This is a genomic window from Gilliamella sp. G0441, from assembly GCF_050589305.1.
Taxonomy (GTDB): Bacteria; Pseudomonadota; Gammaproteobacteria; order Enterobacterales; family Orbaceae; genus Gilliamella.
Genome location: NZ_JBNRJF010000007.1, coordinates 19,188 through 36,992 on the forward strand (window position 1 = coordinate 19,188; position 17,805 = coordinate 36,992).

Annotated in this window: 33 protein-coding genes; all 33 read left to right on the forward strand. The window is 39.3% G+C overall.

Features of this window, described 5'->3' with window-relative positions; translation table 11 throughout:
• The 33 genes from iscU (at window position 1) to rplQ (ending at window position 17,618) form a co-directional block, all read left to right on the forward strand.
• Window positions 1–387: a Fe-S cluster assembly scaffold IscU gene (iscU, locus tag ACKJXD_RS07315; protein WP_065558572.1), complete on the forward strand. Its 387-nt coding sequence runs from the start codon at window positions 1–3 to the stop codon at window positions 385–387.
• Window positions 387–710, forward strand: coding sequence for an iron-sulfur cluster assembly protein IscA (gene iscA, locus ACKJXD_RS07320; RefSeq protein ID WP_065558573.1), 324 nt, complete (start codon window positions 387–389; stop codon window positions 708–710). Before iscU ends, iscA begins: the two co-directional genes overlap by 1 nt.
• Window positions 711–724: 14 nt before the next feature.
• Window positions 725–1,243: a co-chaperone HscB gene (hscB, locus tag ACKJXD_RS07325; RefSeq protein ID WP_220216337.1), complete on the forward strand. Its 519-nt coding sequence runs from the start codon at window positions 725–727 to the stop codon at window positions 1,241–1,243.
• Window positions 1,244–1,280: 37 nt separating this feature from the next.
• The gene (hscA, locus tag ACKJXD_RS07330) at window positions 1,281–3,140 is read left to right on the forward strand and encodes a Fe-S protein assembly chaperone HscA (RefSeq protein ID WP_430875963.1); all 1,860 of its coding nucleotides are present in this window, start codon (window positions 1,281–1,283) and stop codon (window positions 3,138–3,140) included.
• A 14-nt stretch (window positions 3,141–3,154) separates the two neighbouring features.
• The gene (gene fdx / locus ACKJXD_RS07335; RefSeq protein WP_065558576.1) at window positions 3,155–3,493 is read left to right on the forward strand and encodes an ISC system 2Fe-2S type ferredoxin; all 339 of its coding nucleotides are present in this window, start codon (window positions 3,155–3,157) and stop codon (window positions 3,491–3,493) included.
• A gap of 383 nt (window positions 3,494–3,876) precedes the next feature.
• Entirely contained in the window at window positions 3,877–4,188 is a 312-nt protein-coding gene (gene rpsJ, locus ACKJXD_RS07340; protein WP_006120582.1) for a 30S ribosomal protein S10, read from the forward strand.
• A gap of 31 nt (window positions 4,189–4,219) precedes the next feature.
• Complete coding sequence (gene rplC, locus ACKJXD_RS07345; RefSeq protein WP_065558577.1) at window positions 4,220–4,846, forward strand: 50S ribosomal protein L3; 627 nt, start codon at window positions 4,220–4,222, stop codon at window positions 4,844–4,846.
• A 16-nt stretch (window positions 4,847–4,862) separates the two neighbouring features.
• The gene (rplD, locus tag ACKJXD_RS07350) at window positions 4,863–5,465 is read left to right on the forward strand and encodes a 50S ribosomal protein L4 (RefSeq protein ID WP_065558578.1); all 603 of its coding nucleotides are present in this window, start codon (window positions 4,863–4,865) and stop codon (window positions 5,463–5,465) included.
• Window positions 5,462–5,764: a 50S ribosomal protein L23 gene (gene rplW / locus ACKJXD_RS07355; RefSeq protein ID WP_034885052.1), complete on the forward strand. Its 303-nt coding sequence runs from the start codon at window positions 5,462–5,464 to the stop codon at window positions 5,762–5,764. Before rplD ends, rplW begins: the two co-directional genes overlap by 4 nt.
• A gap of 18 nt (window positions 5,765–5,782) precedes the next feature.
• Complete coding sequence (gene rplB, locus ACKJXD_RS07360; RefSeq protein ID WP_065558580.1) at window positions 5,783–6,607, forward strand: 50S ribosomal protein L2; 825 nt, start codon at window positions 5,783–5,785, stop codon at window positions 6,605–6,607.
• Window positions 6,608–6,626: 19 nt separating this feature from the next.
• A complete protein-coding gene (gene rpsS / locus ACKJXD_RS07365; protein WP_024496505.1) occupies window positions 6,627–6,905 on the forward strand; it encodes a 30S ribosomal protein S19 in 279 nt (92 codons plus the stop codon).
• A gap of 13 nt (window positions 6,906–6,918) precedes the next feature.
• Entirely contained in the window at window positions 6,919–7,251 is a 333-nt protein-coding gene (gene rplV, locus ACKJXD_RS07370) for a 50S ribosomal protein L22 (protein ID WP_034884235.1), read from the forward strand.
• A 14-nt stretch (window positions 7,252–7,265) separates the two neighbouring features.
• Entirely contained in the window at window positions 7,266–8,003 is a 738-nt protein-coding gene (gene rpsC, locus ACKJXD_RS07375; RefSeq protein WP_065558582.1) for a 30S ribosomal protein S3, read from the forward strand.
• Between the two features lie 12 nt (window positions 8,004–8,015).
• Window positions 8,016–8,426, forward strand: coding sequence for a 50S ribosomal protein L16 (gene rplP, locus ACKJXD_RS07380; RefSeq protein ID WP_025314389.1), 411 nt, complete (start codon window positions 8,016–8,018; stop codon window positions 8,424–8,426).
• Window positions 8,427–8,618, forward strand: a complete 192-nt coding sequence (gene rpmC / locus ACKJXD_RS07385; protein WP_034902373.1) for a 50S ribosomal protein L29 — start codon at window positions 8,427–8,429, stop codon at window positions 8,616–8,618.
• Window position 8,619: 1 nt separating this feature from the next.
• Complete coding sequence (gene rpsQ / locus ACKJXD_RS07390) at window positions 8,620–8,880, forward strand: 30S ribosomal protein S17 (protein WP_025314391.1); 261 nt, start codon at window positions 8,620–8,622, stop codon at window positions 8,878–8,880.
• A 196-nt stretch (window positions 8,881–9,076) separates the two neighbouring features.
• A complete protein-coding gene (gene rplN, locus ACKJXD_RS07395; RefSeq protein ID WP_025314392.1) occupies window positions 9,077–9,448 on the forward strand; it encodes a 50S ribosomal protein L14 in 372 nt (123 codons plus the stop codon).
• A gap of 10 nt (window positions 9,449–9,458) precedes the next feature.
• On the forward strand, window positions 9,459–9,773 hold the full coding sequence (gene rplX / locus ACKJXD_RS07400) for a 50S ribosomal protein L24 (RefSeq protein WP_220216339.1): 315 nt from the start codon (window positions 9,459–9,461) through the stop codon (window positions 9,771–9,773).
• A gap of 17 nt (window positions 9,774–9,790) precedes the next feature.
• The gene (rplE, locus tag ACKJXD_RS07405; protein WP_065558584.1) at window positions 9,791–10,330 is read left to right on the forward strand and encodes a 50S ribosomal protein L5; all 540 of its coding nucleotides are present in this window, start codon (window positions 9,791–9,793) and stop codon (window positions 10,328–10,330) included.
• A gap of 11 nt (window positions 10,331–10,341) precedes the next feature.
• On the forward strand, window positions 10,342–10,647 hold the full coding sequence (gene rpsN, locus ACKJXD_RS07410) for a 30S ribosomal protein S14 (RefSeq protein ID WP_025314395.1): 306 nt from the start codon (window positions 10,342–10,344) through the stop codon (window positions 10,645–10,647).
• A gap of 17 nt (window positions 10,648–10,664) precedes the next feature.
• A complete protein-coding gene (rpsH, locus tag ACKJXD_RS07415) occupies window positions 10,665–11,057 on the forward strand; it encodes a 30S ribosomal protein S8 (protein ID WP_220216340.1) in 393 nt (130 codons plus the stop codon).
• An 11-nt stretch (window positions 11,058–11,068) separates the two neighbouring features.
• Window positions 11,069–11,602, forward strand: coding sequence for a 50S ribosomal protein L6 (gene rplF / locus ACKJXD_RS07420; RefSeq protein ID WP_065558586.1), 534 nt, complete (start codon window positions 11,069–11,071; stop codon window positions 11,600–11,602).
• Between the two features lie 9 nt (window positions 11,603–11,611).
• A complete protein-coding gene (gene rplR, locus ACKJXD_RS07425) occupies window positions 11,612–11,965 on the forward strand; it encodes a 50S ribosomal protein L18 (protein WP_025314398.1) in 354 nt (117 codons plus the stop codon).
• Window positions 11,966–11,979: 14 nt separating this feature from the next.
• The gene (gene rpsE, locus ACKJXD_RS07430) at window positions 11,980–12,480 is read left to right on the forward strand and encodes a 30S ribosomal protein S5 (RefSeq protein WP_220216341.1); all 501 of its coding nucleotides are present in this window, start codon (window positions 11,980–11,982) and stop codon (window positions 12,478–12,480) included.
• A 6-nt stretch (window positions 12,481–12,486) separates the two neighbouring features.
• The gene (gene rpmD, locus ACKJXD_RS07435; protein WP_065558587.1) at window positions 12,487–12,666 is read left to right on the forward strand and encodes a 50S ribosomal protein L30; all 180 of its coding nucleotides are present in this window, start codon (window positions 12,487–12,489) and stop codon (window positions 12,664–12,666) included.
• Between the two features lie 5 nt (window positions 12,667–12,671).
• A complete protein-coding gene (gene rplO, locus ACKJXD_RS07440) occupies window positions 12,672–13,106 on the forward strand; it encodes a 50S ribosomal protein L15 (protein ID WP_220216342.1) in 435 nt (144 codons plus the stop codon).
• Between the two features lie 7 nt (window positions 13,107–13,113).
• Window positions 13,114–14,451 carry a preprotein translocase subunit SecY gene (gene secY / locus ACKJXD_RS07445; RefSeq protein ID WP_220216343.1) on the forward strand — a complete coding sequence of 446 codons (1,338 nt, stop codon included), beginning with the start codon at window positions 13,114–13,116 and terminating at the stop codon, window positions 14,449–14,451.
• 26 nt (window positions 14,452–14,477) lie between these two features.
• The gene (gene rpmJ, locus ACKJXD_RS07450; RefSeq protein WP_025314403.1) at window positions 14,478–14,591 is read left to right on the forward strand and encodes a 50S ribosomal protein L36; all 114 of its coding nucleotides are present in this window, start codon (window positions 14,478–14,480) and stop codon (window positions 14,589–14,591) included.
• A gap of 169 nt (window positions 14,592–14,760) precedes the next feature.
• Window positions 14,761–15,117 carry a 30S ribosomal protein S13 gene (gene rpsM / locus ACKJXD_RS07455; protein WP_034948025.1) on the forward strand — a complete coding sequence of 119 codons (357 nt, stop codon included), beginning with the start codon at window positions 14,761–14,763 and terminating at the stop codon, window positions 15,115–15,117.
• 15 nt (window positions 15,118–15,132) lie between these two features.
• Window positions 15,133–15,522 carry a 30S ribosomal protein S11 gene (gene rpsK / locus ACKJXD_RS07460; protein WP_034948028.1) on the forward strand — a complete coding sequence of 130 codons (390 nt, stop codon included), beginning with the start codon at window positions 15,133–15,135 and terminating at the stop codon, window positions 15,520–15,522.
• A gap of 44 nt (window positions 15,523–15,566) precedes the next feature.
• Window positions 15,567–16,187 carry a 30S ribosomal protein S4 gene (gene rpsD / locus ACKJXD_RS07465; RefSeq protein ID WP_065558591.1) on the forward strand — a complete coding sequence of 207 codons (621 nt, stop codon included), beginning with the start codon at window positions 15,567–15,569 and terminating at the stop codon, window positions 16,185–16,187.
• 25 nt (window positions 16,188–16,212) lie between these two features.
• On the forward strand, window positions 16,213–17,202 hold the full coding sequence (locus ACKJXD_RS07470; RefSeq protein WP_220216344.1) for a DNA-directed RNA polymerase subunit alpha: 990 nt from the start codon (window positions 16,213–16,215) through the stop codon (window positions 17,200–17,202).
• Window positions 17,203–17,231: 29 nt separating this feature from the next.
• Window positions 17,232–17,618, forward strand: coding sequence for a 50S ribosomal protein L17 (rplQ, locus tag ACKJXD_RS07475; RefSeq protein WP_065558593.1), 387 nt, complete (start codon window positions 17,232–17,234; stop codon window positions 17,616–17,618).
• Window positions 17,619–17,805 lie beyond the last annotated feature (187 nt).

The following is a 17,805-nucleotide window of genomic DNA, read 5'->3' on the forward strand; positions in this document are numbered from 1 at the left end:
ATGGCATACAGTGAAAAAGTAGTCGATCATTACGAAAACCCTCGCAATGTCGGGTCGTTCGATCAAAACGATCCGAATGTTGGTAGTGGTATGGTTGGTGCACCAGCCTGTGGCGATGTCATGCGACTTCAAATTAAAGTGAATGATGATGGCATTATTGAAGATGCGAAATTTAAAACTTATGGCTGTGGTAGCGCAATTGCTTCAAGTTCGTTAGTTACCGAATGGATTAAAGGTAAATCTTTAGATGAAGCACAAGCAATAAAAAATACGGATATTGCTAAAGAACTCGCTTTACCGCCAGTTAAAATTCACTGTTCAATTTTAGCTGAAGATGCAATCAAAGCGGCAATTGATGACTATAAGACTAAAAAAGGGCAAAGTTAATGGCTATTACATTAACCACAAGTGCCGCTGATCGTGTTCAAGCTTTTTTAACTAATCGTGGAAAAGGCATCGGTCTAAGATTAGGCGTTAAAACATCTGGTTGTTCGGGTATGGCTTATGTTTTAGAGTTTGCTGATACGATTAATGATGATGATAGTGTATTTGAAGACAAAAATGTCAAAGTTATCGTGGATAAAAAAAGCTTAGTCTATATTGATGGCACTGAACTTGATTTTGTTAAAGAAGGATTAAATGAAGGTTTTAAATTCAATAATCCTAATGCGCATAATGAGTGTGGTTGTGGCGAAAGCTTTAATGTTTAACTGAGGTATCAAGCGTGAATAATTATTTTGAGTTATTTCATCTACCTATTCAATTACCTGTCGATACGCAGCAGTTAACATTACAATATCAGCAATTACAAAGACAGTATCACCCTGATAATTTTGCAACGGCATCGGATAGTGAAAAAATGGCGATTATTCAAAAATCAGCCATGATTAATGATGCTTATCAAGTATTAAAAAATCCTATAAAAGCAGCTGAATATTTCCTATCTTTGCAAGGCTTTGATGTGGCAACGGAACAACATATTATTCATGATGCAGATTTTTTAATGGAGCAATTTGTTTTGCGTGAAAAGCTAGATGATATTGAAAGTCAGTCAAACTTTGAACTATTAGATAGCTTTGGGTCTGAAATATCAGGCCGCAAAAAAGATATTTATAATCAATTGTTGAACAATATATCGCAACAAGATTGGCAATCCGCCCTAAATCAAATCTACAAGATTCGTTATCTTACTCGATTAATAGAACAGATCGAAAAGTTACAAGAAAAGCAATATGCTTTATAATTTAAGATAAATAACACATCAAGTAGAGATAAGTTAAATGGCATTATTACAAATTAGTGAACCAGGTCAAACACCAGAACCACATCAACGTCGGATTGCGGTTGGCATTGATTTGGGTACGACCAACTCACTAGTTGCAACCGTTCGAAGCGGTAAATCTGAAGTCCTGCCAGATTTAGAAGGCGATTTTTTATTGCCTTCAGTTGTACATTATGGTGTTGATCATGATGATAATACTATTATCACAATTGGTAAAAATGCTAAAAACAGTGCTACTTCTGATCCAAAAAATACAGTAAGTTCTGTTAAGCGATTAATGGGAAGACGTCTTTCGGATATAGACACATCTCATTTCCCTTATCCATTATCCATGACAGAAAATGGTGTGCCGTTACTAAATTTACCGAATCAGCAAGTTAATCCTATACAAGTCTCTGCTGAAATCTTGATTGCTCTAGCAGATCGGGCTAAAGCGAGTTTAAATGCTGAAATCGATGGTGTCGTCATCACCGTTCCCGCCTATTTTGATGATGCTCAACGACAGGCAACAAAAGATGCTGCTAAATTAGCTGGTTTACACGTTTTACGTTTGTTGAATGAACCTACTGCTGCAGCTATAGCTTATGGCCTTGATTCTGGAAAAGAAGGCATAATTGCTGTATATGATTTAGGTGGTGGGACTTTTGATATCTCTATCCTGCGTTTACATAAAGGCGTTTTTGAAGTCCTATCAACAGGGGGAGATTCTGCTCTTGGTGGTGATGACTTCGATCGTTTACTTGCGGAGTATATTAAAAACGAATTAGGGTTGATTAATGATCATGATGCACAGTTGAATCAGAGAATGATTCATCAAGCGGTTGACATTAAAATTGCTCTCAGCCATCAAAATGCTGTCACGATAACATTTGATAATCAGGTCTTAACTATAACCCGACATCAATTTGAACAACTTATTGAACCGCTAGTTAAACGAACCTTAGCTGTTTGTCGGCGTGCATTAAAAGATGCTGATATTGATATCGATGAAATTGTTGAAGTGGTCATGGTGGGGGGATCTACCCGAATTCCGTTTGTGCGTGAATCGGTCGGTAATTATTTCAAAACAAAACCTTTAACTTCTATCGATCCAGATAAAGTAGTCGCTATTGGGGCTGCCATTCAAGCGGATATTTTAGTGGGTAATAAACCCGATTCCGATATGTTGTTGCTTGATGTAATTCCCTTATCTTTAGGCATCGAAACAATGGGTGAATTGGTTGAAAAAATTATTCCTCGTAATAGCACGATCCCTTGTGCAAGGGCGCAAGAATTTACAACCTTTAAAGATGGTCAGACCGCTATGATGATTCATGTTTTACAAGGTGAACGTGAAAATGTAGCAGATTGTCGATCGTTGGCGCAATTTATCTTACGTGGCATTCCGCCAATGCCTGCTGGTGGCGCACATATTCGTGTCACTTTCCAAGTGGATGCTGATGGATTGCTAAACGTAACGGCAATGGAAAAATCAACAGGTGTTGAAGCTGCAATACAAGTTAAGCCATCTTATGGGCTAACTGATAAAGAAATTGCAACTATGATTCAAGATTCCATCAATTACGCTCAACAAGATAAGCAAACTAGAATGCTTGCTGAACAAAAAGTTGAAGCAGCAAGAGTTCTTGAGAGTTTACAAAATGCATTAGATAAAGATGCTGACTTATTGAATGAGCATCAGCTTAATCAAATTTTAAATGCTAAACATCGTTTACAAGCGGTAAGCGAATCTGATGATATATACGAAATTGAAAAGCAAATTAAAATTGTTGATAACGTGACGCAGGATTTTGCGGCTAAGCGTATGGATAGATCCATTCGTCAAGCTTTAACCGGTCATAAAGTTGATGATATTTAACTAACGAGATTATTATGCCAAAAATTACATTTTTACCAAATGCTGAACTTTGCCCTGAAGGGAAAACGGTTGAAGCGCAAGAAGGTGAATCTATTTTAGAAGTCGCTTTACGTAACGATATTGAAATTGAGCATGCTTGTGAAATGTCATGTGCTTGTTCAACTTGCCATTGTATTGTCCGTAAAGGTTTTGACTCACTTGAAGAGAGTGATGAACAAGAAGATGATATGCTAGATAAAGCGTGGGGCGTTGAACCACATAGTCGACTAAGTTGTCAGGCTCGTGTTGCCGATGAAGATCTTGAAGTTGAAATTCCAAGATATAGTCTTAATCATGCCAAAGAAGATCATTAGCCTTGTCGCCATCACTTCATGGCGACAGATTCCTCATTATCATCATTTTGTTAAGTAATCACTACAACTTGTTTGATTAGCTTGAAATTTAATCAATAAAAATGGTTTATCATTATTTTTAAGCTGATCAATAAAGCATCTATTATTAATTATTTCTTGCATTAGTTAATAATTTACGTATAATCATCGCCACTTTGTTTGTTGAATTTTTGATAAGCAAATGCGTATGAAGATATAATCCTTATTTAATAATATTGAATTATATCAACAATACTCCCGATCTGGGGGTTACGAAAAGAACGGATTACACTCTCCTGTCAATCGAAACAGGGTAAGAGGAGTAGTCTTTTGTTATAACTTTTAAATAGTGGAGCTCTGGTCTCATGTCGAACCAAAGAATCCGTATCCGGTTAAAAGCGTTTGATCATCGTTTGATTGATCAATCAACTGCTGAAATTGTAGAAACTGCGAAGCGCACTGGTGCGCAAGTTCGTGGTCCTATTCCATTACCGACACGCAAAGAGCGTTTCACCGTATTGATTTCTCCGCACGTTAATAAAGACGCGCGTGATCAATATGAGATTCGTACTCATAAACGTCTAGTTGATATTGTTGAGCCAACTGAAAAAACAGTTGATGCTTTAATGCGCCTAGATCTTGCTGCCGGTGTTGATGTGCAGATCAGTTTAGGTTAATCCTAAGCTGAATGATTGAGAGGTCTAAACAATGATTGGTTTAATCGGTCGTAAAGTAGGAATGACACGAATCTTTACCGAAGAAGGTGTTTCTATTCCTGTCACCGTAGTTGAAGTTCAAAGCAACCGCGTTACTCAAGTTAAAACTTTAGAGAACGATGGTTATCAAGCTATTCAGGTTACTACTGGCAGCAAAAAAGCAAGCCGTGTAAATAAACCTGAAGCAGGTCATTTTGCTAAGGCTGGCGTTGAAGCTGGTCGTGGTCTATGGGAATTCCGTTTTGAAGAAGGCGAATTTACTGTAGGGCAAAGTATTAACGTTGATATTTTCACAGACGTTAAAAAAGTTGATGTTACTGGAACATCTAAAGGTAAAGGTTTTGCTGGCGTAACTAAACGTTGGAACTTCCGTACTCAAGATGCAACTCATGGTAACTCTTTGGCACACCGTGGTCATGGCTCTATCGGTCAAAACCAAACTCCAGGTAAAGTGTTCAAAGGTCGTAAAATGGCAGGTCACCTAGGTAATGAACGTGTAACTGTTCAAAACTTAGATATTGTACGTGTTGATGCTGAACGCAACCTTTTATTAATTAAAGGTGCAGTTCCAGGCGCAATCAATAGTGACGTAATTGTTAAACCGGCAATCAAGGCTTAACGTCGAGGAGATAGAGATGGAATTAGTAGTAAAAGACGCGAAAGCGCTTTCTGTTTCCGAAACTACCTTCGGACGTGAGTTTAATGAAGCGTTAGTTCACCAAGTAGTTGTTGCTTATGCATCTGCTGCTCGTCAAGGCTCACGCGCACAAAAAACTCGTGCAGAAATCGCTGGTTCAGGCAAAAAACCATGGCGTCAAAAAGGCACAGGTCGTGCTCGTTCAGGTTCTATTAAGAGCCCAATCTGGCGTAGTGGTGGTGTAACATTTGCAGCAAAACCACAAGATCATAGCCAAAAAGTTAACCGTAAAATGTATCGTGGTGCATTAAAGAGTATTTTCTCTGAATTAGTGCGTCAAGAGCGTTTAGTTGTGGTTGAAACATTTACTGTTGAAGCACCTAAGACTAAATTATTAACTCAGAAATTAAATGATATGAATCTTAACGATGTCCTTATCATTACAACTGAAGTTGATGAGAATCTTTTCTTAGCAGCACGTAACTTGCATAAAGTTGATGTGCGTGATGTGGCAGGTATTGATCCAGTTAGTTTGATTGCATTTGACAAAGTGGTTATCACTGTTGATGCCGTTAAACAAGTAGAGGAGATGTTAGCATGATTCGTGAAGAGCGTCTGCTTAAAGTCCTGCGAGCACCACATGTTTCTGAAAAAGCATCTATTTCAATGGAAAAAACAAATACATTAGTATTGAAAGTTGCTAAAGATGCTACTAAGAGAGAGATTAAAGCCGCAGTTGAACAACTATTTGAAGTTAAAGTAGATGACGTTAATACACTTGTTGTTAAAGGCAAAGTAAAACGTCGTGGTCAACAAATTGGTCGCCGTAGCGACTGGAAAAAAGCTTACGTAACTTTAGCAGAAGGTCAAAACTTAGACCTTGCTGGCGTCGCTGAGTAATTCGGAGGAGTAAGAACAATGGCAGTTGTTAAGTGTAAACCTACATCTCCGGGTCGTCGCCACGTTGTTAAAGTGGTTAACCCAGAGTTGCATAAAGGTAAGCCTTATGCACCGTTGCTTGATTCAAAAAGCAAAACTGGTGGTCGCAATAATAATGGTCGTATCACTACCCGTCATATCGGTGGTGGTCATAAACAACATTATCGTATTGTTGACTTTAAGCGTAATAAAGATGGTATTCCAGCAGTTGTTGAACGTTTGGAATATGATCCAAACCGTAGTGCAAATATTGCATTGGTTTTATATAAAGACGGTGAACGTCGTTATATTTTAGCGCCTAAAGGCTTAAAAGCAGGTGATCAGATCCAATCTGGTGTTGATGCATCGATTAAAACAGGTAACTGTTTACCAATGCGCAATATTCCAGTCGGTTCTACCGTGCATAACATTGAAATGAAACCAGGTAAAGGCGGACAACTTGCTCGCTCAGCTGGTAGCTATGTTCAAATCGTTGCGCGTGATGGTGCATATGTAACATTACGTCTACGTTCAGGTGAAATGCGTAAAGTATTATCTGATTGTCGTGCCACTATTGGTGAAGTCGGTAATTCAGAACATATGCTTCGCGTACTAGGTAAAGCGGGTGCAACGCGTTGGCGTGGTGTTCGTCCTACTGTTCGTGGTACAGCAATGAACCCGGTAGACCATCCACATGGTGGTGGTGAAGGTCGTAACTTTGGTAAACATCCTGTGTCTCCATGGGGTCAAAAAGCCAAAGGATTGAAAACGCGTAGCAACAAACGTACTGATAAGTATATTGTTCGCCGTCGCAATAAGAAATAATTAATATAGAGGATTAGCTATGCCACGTTCTCTCAAGAAGGGTCCTTTTATTGACCTACACTTGCTGAAGAAGGTAGAGAAAGCGGTGGAAAGCGGGGACAAGAAACCAATTCGTACTTGGTCCCGTCGTTCAACGATCTTTCCTAACATGATCGGTTTGACCATCGCTGTCCATAATGGTCGTCAGCACGTTCCAGTTTATGTTTCCGACGAAATGGTTGGTCATAAATTGGGTGAATTCGCGCCGACTCGTACTTATCGCGGTCACGCTGCGGATAAGAAAGCTAAGAAGAAATAAGTAGGAGAAAGAGATGGAAACAATTGCAAAGTACCGCCACGCTCGTTCTTCTGCACAAAAAGTTCGCTTAGTTGCAGATCTTGTTCGCGGTAAAAAAGTGTCTCAGGCACTTGATATTTTAACGTACACCAATAAAAAAGCGGCTGTACTTGTTAAAAAAGTATTAGAGTCTGCTATTGCTAATGCAGAGCATAACGATGGTGCTGATATTGATGATCTAAAAGTTGCGAAAATTTTCGTAGACGAAGGCCCAACCATGAAGCGTATTATGCCTCGTGCGAAAGGTCGTGCAGATCGAATTTTGAAGCGTACGAGTCACATCACCGTGATCGTCTCAGATCGCTAGGCTGGAGAATAGCAATGGGTCAAAAAGTAAATCCAAATGGTATCCGATTAGGCATTGTCAAGCCTTGGACATCTACATGGTATTCGGGTACAAAGACATTCGCTGATAATTTAGAAAGTGATTTTAGAGTGCGTGAATTCTTAAACAAAGAATTAGCACAAGCGTCAATCTCTAAAATTGTAATCGACCGTTCAGCAGAAACTAACGTTCGCATTACTATTCACACTGCTCGTCCAGGTATCGTGATTGGTAAAAAAGGTGAGGACGTTGAAAAATTACGTAATGCCGTAGCTTCTATTGTCAATAAGTATAAAGACAAAAGAGAAAAACGTGATGTTGCAGTCCAAATTAATATTGCTGAAGTTCGTAAACCTGAACTTGATGCAAAATTAGTTGCTGACAGCATTACTTCTCAGTTAGAACGCCGTGTTATGTTCCGTCGTGCAATGAAACGTGCGGTACAAAACGCAATGAAAGCGGGTGCTAAAGGTATCAAAGTTGAAGTAAGTGGTCGTTTAGGCGGCGCTGAAATTGCTCGCTCAGAGTGGTATCGTGAAGGTCGTGTACCTCTACATACACTACGAGCTGACATCGACTACGGAGTGTCTGAAGCATTAACTACCTATGGTATTATTGGTGTTAAAGTGTGGATCTTCAAAGGTGAGATCCTTGGTGGTATGGCTGCCGTTGAACAAGCAGAAAAACAACCTGCTGCTCAACCGAAAAAGCAGCGCAAAGGCCGAAAACAATAAGGAGCGTCGCTGATGTTACAACCAAAGCGTACAAAATTCCGTAAAGTGCACAAGGGCCGCAATCGTGGTCTAGCTGTGAGTACTGACGTAAGTTTCGGTACATTCGGTCTTAAGGCTGTGGGTCGTGGTCGTTTGACTGCGCGCCAGATCGAAGCAGCACGTCGTGCAATGACTCGTGCAGTTAAGCGTCAAGGTAAAATCTGGATTCGAGTTTTCCCTGATAAACCAATTACTGAAAAACCACTTGAAGTGCGTATGGGTAAAGGTAAGGGTAACGTTGAATACTGGGTTGCTCAGATTCAACCAGGTAAAGTCCTTTATGAAATGGACGGAGTACCGGAAGAAGTTGCTCGTGAAGCATTTGCGTTGGCAGCTGCAAAACTGCCAATTAAAACCACCTTTGTGATTAAGACGGTGATGTAAATGAAAGCAAAAGAGCTACGCGAAAAAAGCGTTGAAGAGTTAAATACTGAACTTCTTAATTTATTACGTGAGCAATTTAACTTACGTATGCAATTAGCTGGAGGTCAGTTGACACAGACTCATATGTTAAAACAAGTGCGTCGTAATATTGCACGAGTTAAAACGTTATTAACTGAAAAGGCGGGTGCGTAATATGACTACTGAAGTAAAAATTCGTACTCAGCAAGGTCGTGTTATTAGCGACAAAATGGATAAATCTATTACTGTAGCTATAGAACGTAAAGTGAAGCATCCGTTATATGGTAAGTTCATTAAACGTACGACTAAATTGCATGTACATGATGAAAACAACGAGTGTGGTATTGGTGATACTGTAGAAATTAAAGAGTGTCGTCCATTATCAAAAACCAAATCTTGGACTCTTGTTCGAATCGTAGAAAAAGCAGTTAGTTAATCTAATCGATTAAAAACTGTACATAATATAATAAACGGCTAAATGCAGCCGTTTATTTTATGCTATCCATTTTATTTGAGTGGTGTTATACTATGCGCCCTCACATATGTGGGTTTTTGGTTGTCTATTCTTATCCATGGTAGTTGAGGTGGATGAAGGTAGATTAGACAATAATTTATTTATACGGAGCATTAAAATGATCCAAGAACAGACTAGGCTAGATGTTGCCGATAACTCTGGCGCACGTAGTGTAATGTGTATCAAGGTTCTCGGTGGATCGCACCGTCGTTATGCAGCGGTAGGTGATATCATCAAGGTTACCATTAAAGAAGCAATTCCACGTGGTAAAGTTAAAAAAGGTGATGTACTTAAAGCTGTTGTCGTGCGCACTAGAAAAGGTGTTCGTCGTCCTGATGGATCTGTCATTCGTTTCGATCGCAATGCTTGTGTTATTTTAAACAATAACAGTGAGCAACCGATTGGTACGCGTATTTTTGGACCGGTCACTCGTGAACTTCGTTCTGAGAAGTTTATGAAGATCATTTCATTAGCACCAGAAGTACTGTAAGGAGCGGGTAATGGCAGCGAAAATCCGTCGAGAAGATGAAGTTATCGTGTTAACCGGTAAAGATAAAGGTAAACGCGGTAAAGTAAAAAGCGTTTTGTCTACAGGCAAAGTGATTGTTGAAGGTATTAATTTGGTGAAAAAACATCAAAAACCAGTACCTGCATTAAATCAAGAAGGTGGAATTGTTGAAAAAGAAGCACCAATCAATGTTTCTAATGTTGCAATTTATAATCCTGATACAGACAAAGCAGATCGCGTAGGCTTTCGTTTTGAAGACGGCAAAAAAGTCCGTTTTTTCAAGTCTACTAATAAATTAATCAATTAAGTAATTTGGAGTGTACGATGGCGAAACTGCATGATTACTACAAAGCACAGGTAGTAAATAAACTGCAAGAACAGTTTGGCTACAAATCTGTCATGCAAGTCCCTCGGATCGAAAAGATCACCTTGAATATGGGTGTGGGTGAAGCAATTACTGATAAGAAATTATTAGATAATGCGGTTGCAGATTTAGCAGCAATCAGTGGTCAAAAACCACTAGTCACTAAAGCACGCAAATCAGTTGCTGGTTTTAAAATCCGTCAAGGGTATCCTATTGGTTGTAAAGTCACTTTACGTGGCGAACGTATGTGGGAATTTTTTGAACGTCTAGTTTATATTGCTCTTCCTCGTACTCGAGATTTCCGCGGTTTAAGCGCAAAATCTTTCGATGGTCGTGGTAACTATAGCATGGGTGTTCGTGAACAAATCGTTTTCCCTGAAATCGATTATGATAAAGTTGATCGTGTTCGTGGTTTAGATATTACTATCACAACAAGTGCACAATCAGATGAAGAAGGCCGAGCTTTATTATCTGCCTTTAACTTCCCATTTCGTAAGTAAGGTAGGGCATAATGGCTAAACAATCAATGATTGAACGCGATAAGAAACGCGTAAAGCTAGCAGAAAAATATTTTGCAAAGCGTCAAGAATTAAAAGCGATTATCTCTGATCTTAATGCATCAGATGAAGATCGTTGGAATGCAGTGCTTAAATTGCAAACGCTTCCTCGTGATTCTAGTCCATCACGTCAACGTCGTCGTTGTCGTCAAACCGGTCGTCCTCATGGCGTCCTTCGTAAGTTTGGTTTAAGCCGTATTAAGGTTCGTGAATCAGCCATGCGTGGTGAGATTCCTGGTCTTAAAAAGGCAAGTTGGTAATCAGGGGAGTGTTATAGATGAGCATGCAAGATCCTATAGCAGATATGTTGACCCGTATTCGTAACGGTCAAGCTGCGAATAAAGTTGCAGTCACCATGCCTTCCTCTAAGCTAAAAGTGGCTATTGCCAATGTGCTAAAGGAAGAAGGTTATATCGGGGACTTTAAAGTAGTTGGTGACACTAAGCCAGAGTTGGAAATTACACTGAAATATTTCCAAGGTAAGGCAGTAGTAGAAAGTATTAAACGTGTTAGCCGTCCAGGTTTACGTATTTATAAACGTAAAGATGAATTGCCAAAAGTTATGGCTGGACTAGGTATCGCAGTTGTTTCTACTTCTAAAGGTGTTATGACTGATCGTGCAGCACGCCAAGCAGGTCTTGGTGGTGAAATTATCTGCTACGTAGCGTAAGGGAGAAAAAAATGTCTCGTGTTGCAAAAGCACCTGTCGTTGTTCCTGCTGGCGTAGAGGTAAAACTCAATGGTCAGGTAATTACGATTAAAGGTAAAAATGGCGAGTTAACTCGTACAATTAATAATGCTGTTGTTATTAATCAAGAAGAAGGTCAAATTAAATTTGCACCTCGTGACGGCTTTGCTAATGCTTGGGCTCAAGCAGGTACTGCACGTGCGTTGATTAATGCAATGGTTATTGGTGTTACTGAAGGTTTTACTAAAAAACTTCAGCTAGTTGGTGTCGGTTATCGTGCACAAGTTAAAGGTAACGCAATTGGTTTATCTCTTGGATATTCACATCCAATTGAGCATCAATTACCTGCTGGTGTAACCGCTGAATGTCCATCACAAACTGAAATCATACTAAAAAGTGCTGATAAACAGTTAATTGGACAAGTGGCAGCAGATATCCGTGCTTATCGTCGTCCTGAACCTTATAAAGGTAAAGGTGTTCGTTACGCAGATGAAGTTGTGCGTACTAAAGAAGCTAAGAAAAAGTAAGGTAACACTATGGATAAGAAATCAGCTCGTATCCGTCGTGCAACTAAAGCGCGTCGCAAGATGCATGAACTACTTGCAACTCGCTTAGTAGTTCACCGTACTCCGCGTCATATTTATGCGCAGATTATCGCACCAAACGGATCAGAAGTACTGGCAGCCGCTTCTACATTAGAAAAAGCTATCAGTGAAAGTTTAAAATACACCGGAAACAAAGATGCAGCAGCAGCAGTTGGTAAAGCAATCGCAGAGCGTGCATTAGCGAAAGATATCAAAGAAGTTTCTTTTGATCGTTCGGGTTTCCAATATCATGGTCGAGTTCAGGCGCTAGCAGATGCTGCTCGCGAAGCTGGCCTACAGTTCTAAGGTAGGAGTTAAAGATGTCAAACATCGAAAAACAAGCTGGTGAACTGCAGGAAAAACTAATCGCAGTTAACCGAGTTTCTAAAACCGTAAAAGGTGGTCGTATTTTTAGTTTTTCTGCACTAACAGTTGTTGGTGACGGTAATGGCCGCGTAGGTTTTGGATATGGTAAAGCACGTGAAGTGCCAGCAGCAATCCAAAAAGCAATGGAAAAAGCACGTCGCAATATGATTAATGTTGCTTTAGATAACGATACTTTACAGCATCCTGTTAAAGGTGCTCATACAGGTTCTCGTGTTTATATGCAACCAGCATCAGAAGGTACTGGTATTATCGCCGGTGGTGCAATGCGTGCTGTATTAGAAGTTGCTGGTGTTCGTAACGTTCTAGCTAAAGCATATGGTTCTACAAACCCAATTAATGTGGTTCGTGCAACGATTGATGGCTTAGAAAATATGAAATCACCAGAAATGGTTGCTGCTAAGCGTGGTAAAACCGTCGAAGAAATTTTGGGGTAATTAACCATGGCAAAGACAATTAAAATTACACAAACTCGTAGTTCTATTGGACGCATACCGAAGCATAAAGCAACGTTAGTTGGACTAGGATTACGTCGTATTGGTCATACTGTAGAGCGCGAGGATACTCCTGCTATTCGTGGTATGGTAAACCAAGTTTATTACATGGTCAAAGTTGAGGAGTAATAGTAATGCGTTTAAATACTTTATCTCCTGCTGAAGGTTCAAAGCATGCACCAAAACGTCTAGGCCGAGGTATCGGTTCTGGATTGGGTAAAACAGGTACTCGTGGTATTAAAGGTCAAAAATCACGTTCAGGTGGCGGCGTTCGTCGTGGCTTTGAAGGTGGTCAAATGCCTTTATATCGTCGTTTACCAAAATTTGGTTTTACTTCTCGTAAAGCTCTAGTTACAGCACAAGTTCGCCTTTCTGACTTAATGAAAGTTGAAGGTGATGTTGTTGACTTAAATAGCTTAAAAGTTGCAAATGTGATTAATTCACAAATCGAATATGCTAAAATTATGTTATCTGGTGAAATAACAAAACCTGTAACTATTCGTGGTATTCGAGTAACTAAAGGTGCTAAAGCTGCAATTGAAGCTGCTGGCGGAAAAATTGAGGAATAATTAGAAGATGGCAAAGCAACCAGGATTAGATTTTCAAAGTACCCGAGGCGGTAGTAGTGAGCTTAAAAGACGTTTACTATTTGTGCTTTTAGCGCTTATTGTTTTTCGTCTTGGTTCTTATATTCCCGTTCCTGGTATAGATACTAAAGCATTAATGGAACAATTAGCTAGAACATCACATGGTATTGTGGATATGTTTAATATGTTCTCTGGTGGTGCTTTAAGCCGTGCTTCAATTTTTTCTTTAGGGATAATGCCGTATATTTCTGCTTCAATTATTATGCAGCTATTAACAGCGATTAACCCTAAATTAGCAGAATTAAAGAAAGAAGGTGAATCTGGTCGAAAGAAAATTAGTCAGTATACTCGTTATGGTACTTTAGCCTTAGCTATTATACAGGCGGTTGGTATTTCGACTGGTTTACCAAATATTCCACAATTTGGACACATAGTCGTTAATCCTGGATTTTCTTTCTATTTTGTTGCATCGGTTAGTTTAGTCACGGGTACAATGTTTCTTATGTGGCTTGGAGAACAGATCACGGAGCGTGGAGTTGGTAATGGTATATCTATCATTATTTTCTCAGGTATCGTAGCAAGTCTACCTCCGGCAATATATCAAACTATTGAACAAGCTCGTTCTGGTGATTTGAATCCAATTCTATTATTAGCAATTGCAGTCTTAGTGGTAGCTATAACGTACTTTGTTGTATTTGTTGAGCGTGGTCAACGAAGAATTGTTGTTAATTATGCGCAACGACAACAGGGTCGCCGTGTTTATGCAGCACAACGTTCTGATTTACCATTAAAGATCAATATGGCTGGTGTTATTCCTGCAATATTTGCCTCAACAATTGTTATGTTACCATCAATGATGGCTTCTTGGTTCCAAGGAGATGGTGAGGGATGGCGATATATTTTCCTTGTTATAGGACAATGTTTTGCTCCAGACCAACCATTATATATAATCTTTTTTGCTGCTGCGATTGTCTTCTTTTGTTTCTTTTATACGGCATTGGTATTCAATCCTCGAGAAACAGCAGATCAGCTTAAAAAAGGTGGTGCATTTATTCCAGGGATTCGTCCAGGAGAACAAACATCTATATATATTGATAAAGTGATGACGCGTTTAACGTTAATCGGGGCAATATATATTACATTTGTTTGCTTGGTACCAATGTTTATGACAAATGCAATGAAAGTTCCAGTTCTATTTGGTGGAACATCTTTACTGATTGTAGTTGTTGTAATCATGGATTTTATGGCACAAGTACAGACTTTGATGATGCCAAATCGTTATGAGTCAATGTTAAAGAAAGCGAATCTTAAAGGCTACGGCCGATAAGTTAGCCAGAAGTTACGGAGAAAAAAATGAAAGTTCGTGCTTCAGTCAAGAAATTATGCAGAAATTGTAAAATCATTAAACGTAACGGCATTGTTCGTGTTATTTGCGTTGAAGGTAAACATAAACAACGTCAAGGCTAATTTATTTAGTCTAAAAGTTGAACTTTTGCATATTTTACTTGCCAAAGTATAGTAAAGCTGGCTAGAATAGCCAGCCTAAATTTATTTGCAGACTTACTGTTTGAGTATCCTGAAAACGGGCTTTTCAGTATGGTGAGTTTGTTAAACATTAACAATAAAGGAGTGCATAGTGGCCCGTATAGCAGGCATTAACATTCCTGATCAGCAACATGCTGTAATTGCGTTACAAGCAATTTATGGTATCGGTAATACCCGCGCTAAGACAATTTGTGCTGAAGCAGGTATTCCTGAAAATGTTAAGATCAGAGAACTATCTGAAGATCAGATTGAGAAGTTACGTGAACAAGTCGCAAAATTTACCGTTGAAGGTGATTTACGTCGTGAAGTAACTATGAGTATCAAGCGTTTATTAGACCTTGGTTGTTATCGTGGCATGCGTCATCGTCGTGGACTTCCAGTCCGTGGTCAACGCACTAAGACTAACGCTCGTACCCGTAAGGGACCGCGTAAGCCAATCAAGAAATAATTGAGGTGATAATAAATGGCAAAGACACCTGTTCGTACACGTAAACGTGTTAAAAAGCAAGTTTCTGATGGTGTAGCTCATATTCATGCATCATTTAACAATACAATCGTAACAATTACCGATCGTCAAGGTAATGCGTTGGGTTGGGCAACCGCTGGTGGTTCTGGTTTCCGTGGCTCTCGTAAGTCCACTCCGTTTGCTGCTCAAGTAGCTGCTGAACGTTGTGCAGAAGCCGTAAAAGATTACGGAATTAAGAATCTGGAAGTTATGGTAAAAGGACCTGGTCCTGGTCGTGAGTCAACAATTCGTGCATTAAATGCAGCGGGTTATCGCATCACTAATATTACTGATGTTACTCCGATTCCTCATAACGGTTGTCGTCCACCAAAGAAACGTCGTGTTTAATTTTTTATTAAACATTGAATGTTTAGGATTATTGGAGAAATAAAATGGCAAGATATTTGGGACCAAAGCTCAAATTAAGTCGTCGTGAAGGTACTGATTTATTCCTTAAATCTGGTGTCCGAGCGGTTGATAGTAAATGTAAGTTAGAACAAGCTCCTGGACAACATGGTGCACGCAAACCGCGTTTATCAGATTATGGTGTTCAGTTACGTGAAAAACAAAAAGTTAGACGTATTTATGGAATTCTAGAACGTCAATTCCGTAATTACTATAAAAATGCTGCACGTATTAAAGGTAATACAGGTGAAAACCTATTAGGCCTTTTAGAACGTCGCTTAGATAACGTTGTTTATCGTATGGGATTTGGTGCTACTCGCGCTGAAGCTCGTCAATTAGTTAGTCATAAAGCTGTTCTTGTTAATGGTCATGTTGTGAACATTGCATCTTATCAAGTTTCACCTGAAGATGTAATTAGTGTTCGCGAAAAATCAAAAAAACAAGCACGTATTAAAGCCGCTTTAGAGTTAGCTGAACAACGTGAAAAACCAACCTGGTTAGAAGTTGATGCTAGCAAGATGGAAGGTGTTTTCAAACGCTTACCTGAACGTTCAGATTTATCTGCTGACATCAACGAACATTTGATCGTCGAACTTTACTCTAAGTAAAGTTTAGCACTTAAGAGAGGACATAATGCAGGGTTCTGTAACAGAGTTTTTAAAACCTCACCTAGTTGATGTTGTTCAATACACTCAAACTCATGCGAAAGTGACTTTAGAGCCACTTGAGCGTGGTTTTGGTCATACTTTAGGTAATGCACTACGCCGCATTTTATTATCATCAATGCCTGGATATGCAGTAACCGAAGTTGAAATTGACGGTGTTCTGCATGAGTACAGTACTAAAGAAGGCGTTCAAGAAGATGTACTTGATATTTTGCTTAATTTGAAAAAATTAGCAGTGCGTGTACATACTAAAGATGATGTTATGCTGACTTTAAATAAATCAGGAATTGGTGCGGTAACTGCATCTGATATCACTCATGATGGTGATGTTGAAATTGTTAATCCTGATTTAGTGATTTGTCATCTTACTGATGCAAATGCTTCAATTAGTATGCGTATTCGTGTACAACGAGGACGTGGTTATGTCCCTGCTTCTGCTCGCGTTAAGTCAGAAGATGAAGAGCGACCAATTGGTCGTTTATTAGTTGATGCATGTTATAGTCCCGTTGAGCGTATTGCTTATTCTGTCGATGCAGCTCGTGTGGAACAACGTACTGATTTAGATAAATTAGTTATCGATATGGAAACTAATGGTACGATTGATCCTGAAGAGGCTATTCGTCGTGCTTCAACTATTTTGGCTGAACAACTTGAAGCTTTCGTTGATTTACGTGATGTACGTCAACCTGAAGTTAAAGAAAATAAACCGGAATTTGATCCGATTCTTCTACGTCCAGTAGATGATCTCGAATTAACTGTTCGGTCTGCTAATTGCTTAAAAGCAGAAGCAGTTCATTATATTGGTGATTTAGTACAACGTACGGAAGTTGAGCTACTTAAAACCCCTAATCTTGGTAAGAAATCACTTACTGAAATTAAGGATGTGCTCGCATCTCGTGGTTTGTCTTTAGGCATGCGTCTTGAGAACTGGCCACCAGCAAGTATTGTTGAAGACTAAAATAAAATTTATATAAGAAGGATAAAGTTATGCGCCATCGTAAAAGTGGTCGTCAACTGAACCGAAATAGCAGCCATCGTCAAGCAATGTTTCGTAACATGACTAGTTCACTTGTTGAACATGAAATCATCAAAACTACATTGCCTAAAGCAAAAGAGTTGCGTCGTGTTGTTGAACCGTTAATTACGCTAGCCAAAAGCGATAGCGTAGCTAATCGCCGTTTGGCTTTTGCTCGTATCCGTGATAAAGATACAGTGAAAAAATTATTTTCAGATCTTGGTCCACGTTTTGCTACTCGTCCAGGTGGTTATGTACGTATTTTAAAATGTGGTTTCCGTGACGGAGATAATGCTCCAATGGCTTATATTGAATTAGTTGATCGCCCTGCAGTAGAAGCAGAAGCAACAGCTGAATAAGATTTTAAATCATTGTATACAAAAGCCGGCTATACGCCGGTTTTTTATTGATGATATCTATCACAGATCCTTTAACTTTGGTTTCCTTATCCTTAAGTTCATCGTATCTAAATCTACTATATTTCTATTCTTTTGATTGATTAAAAATTCAGCTTAGGTTGTTTTTAATAAACATATGGCATGAAAA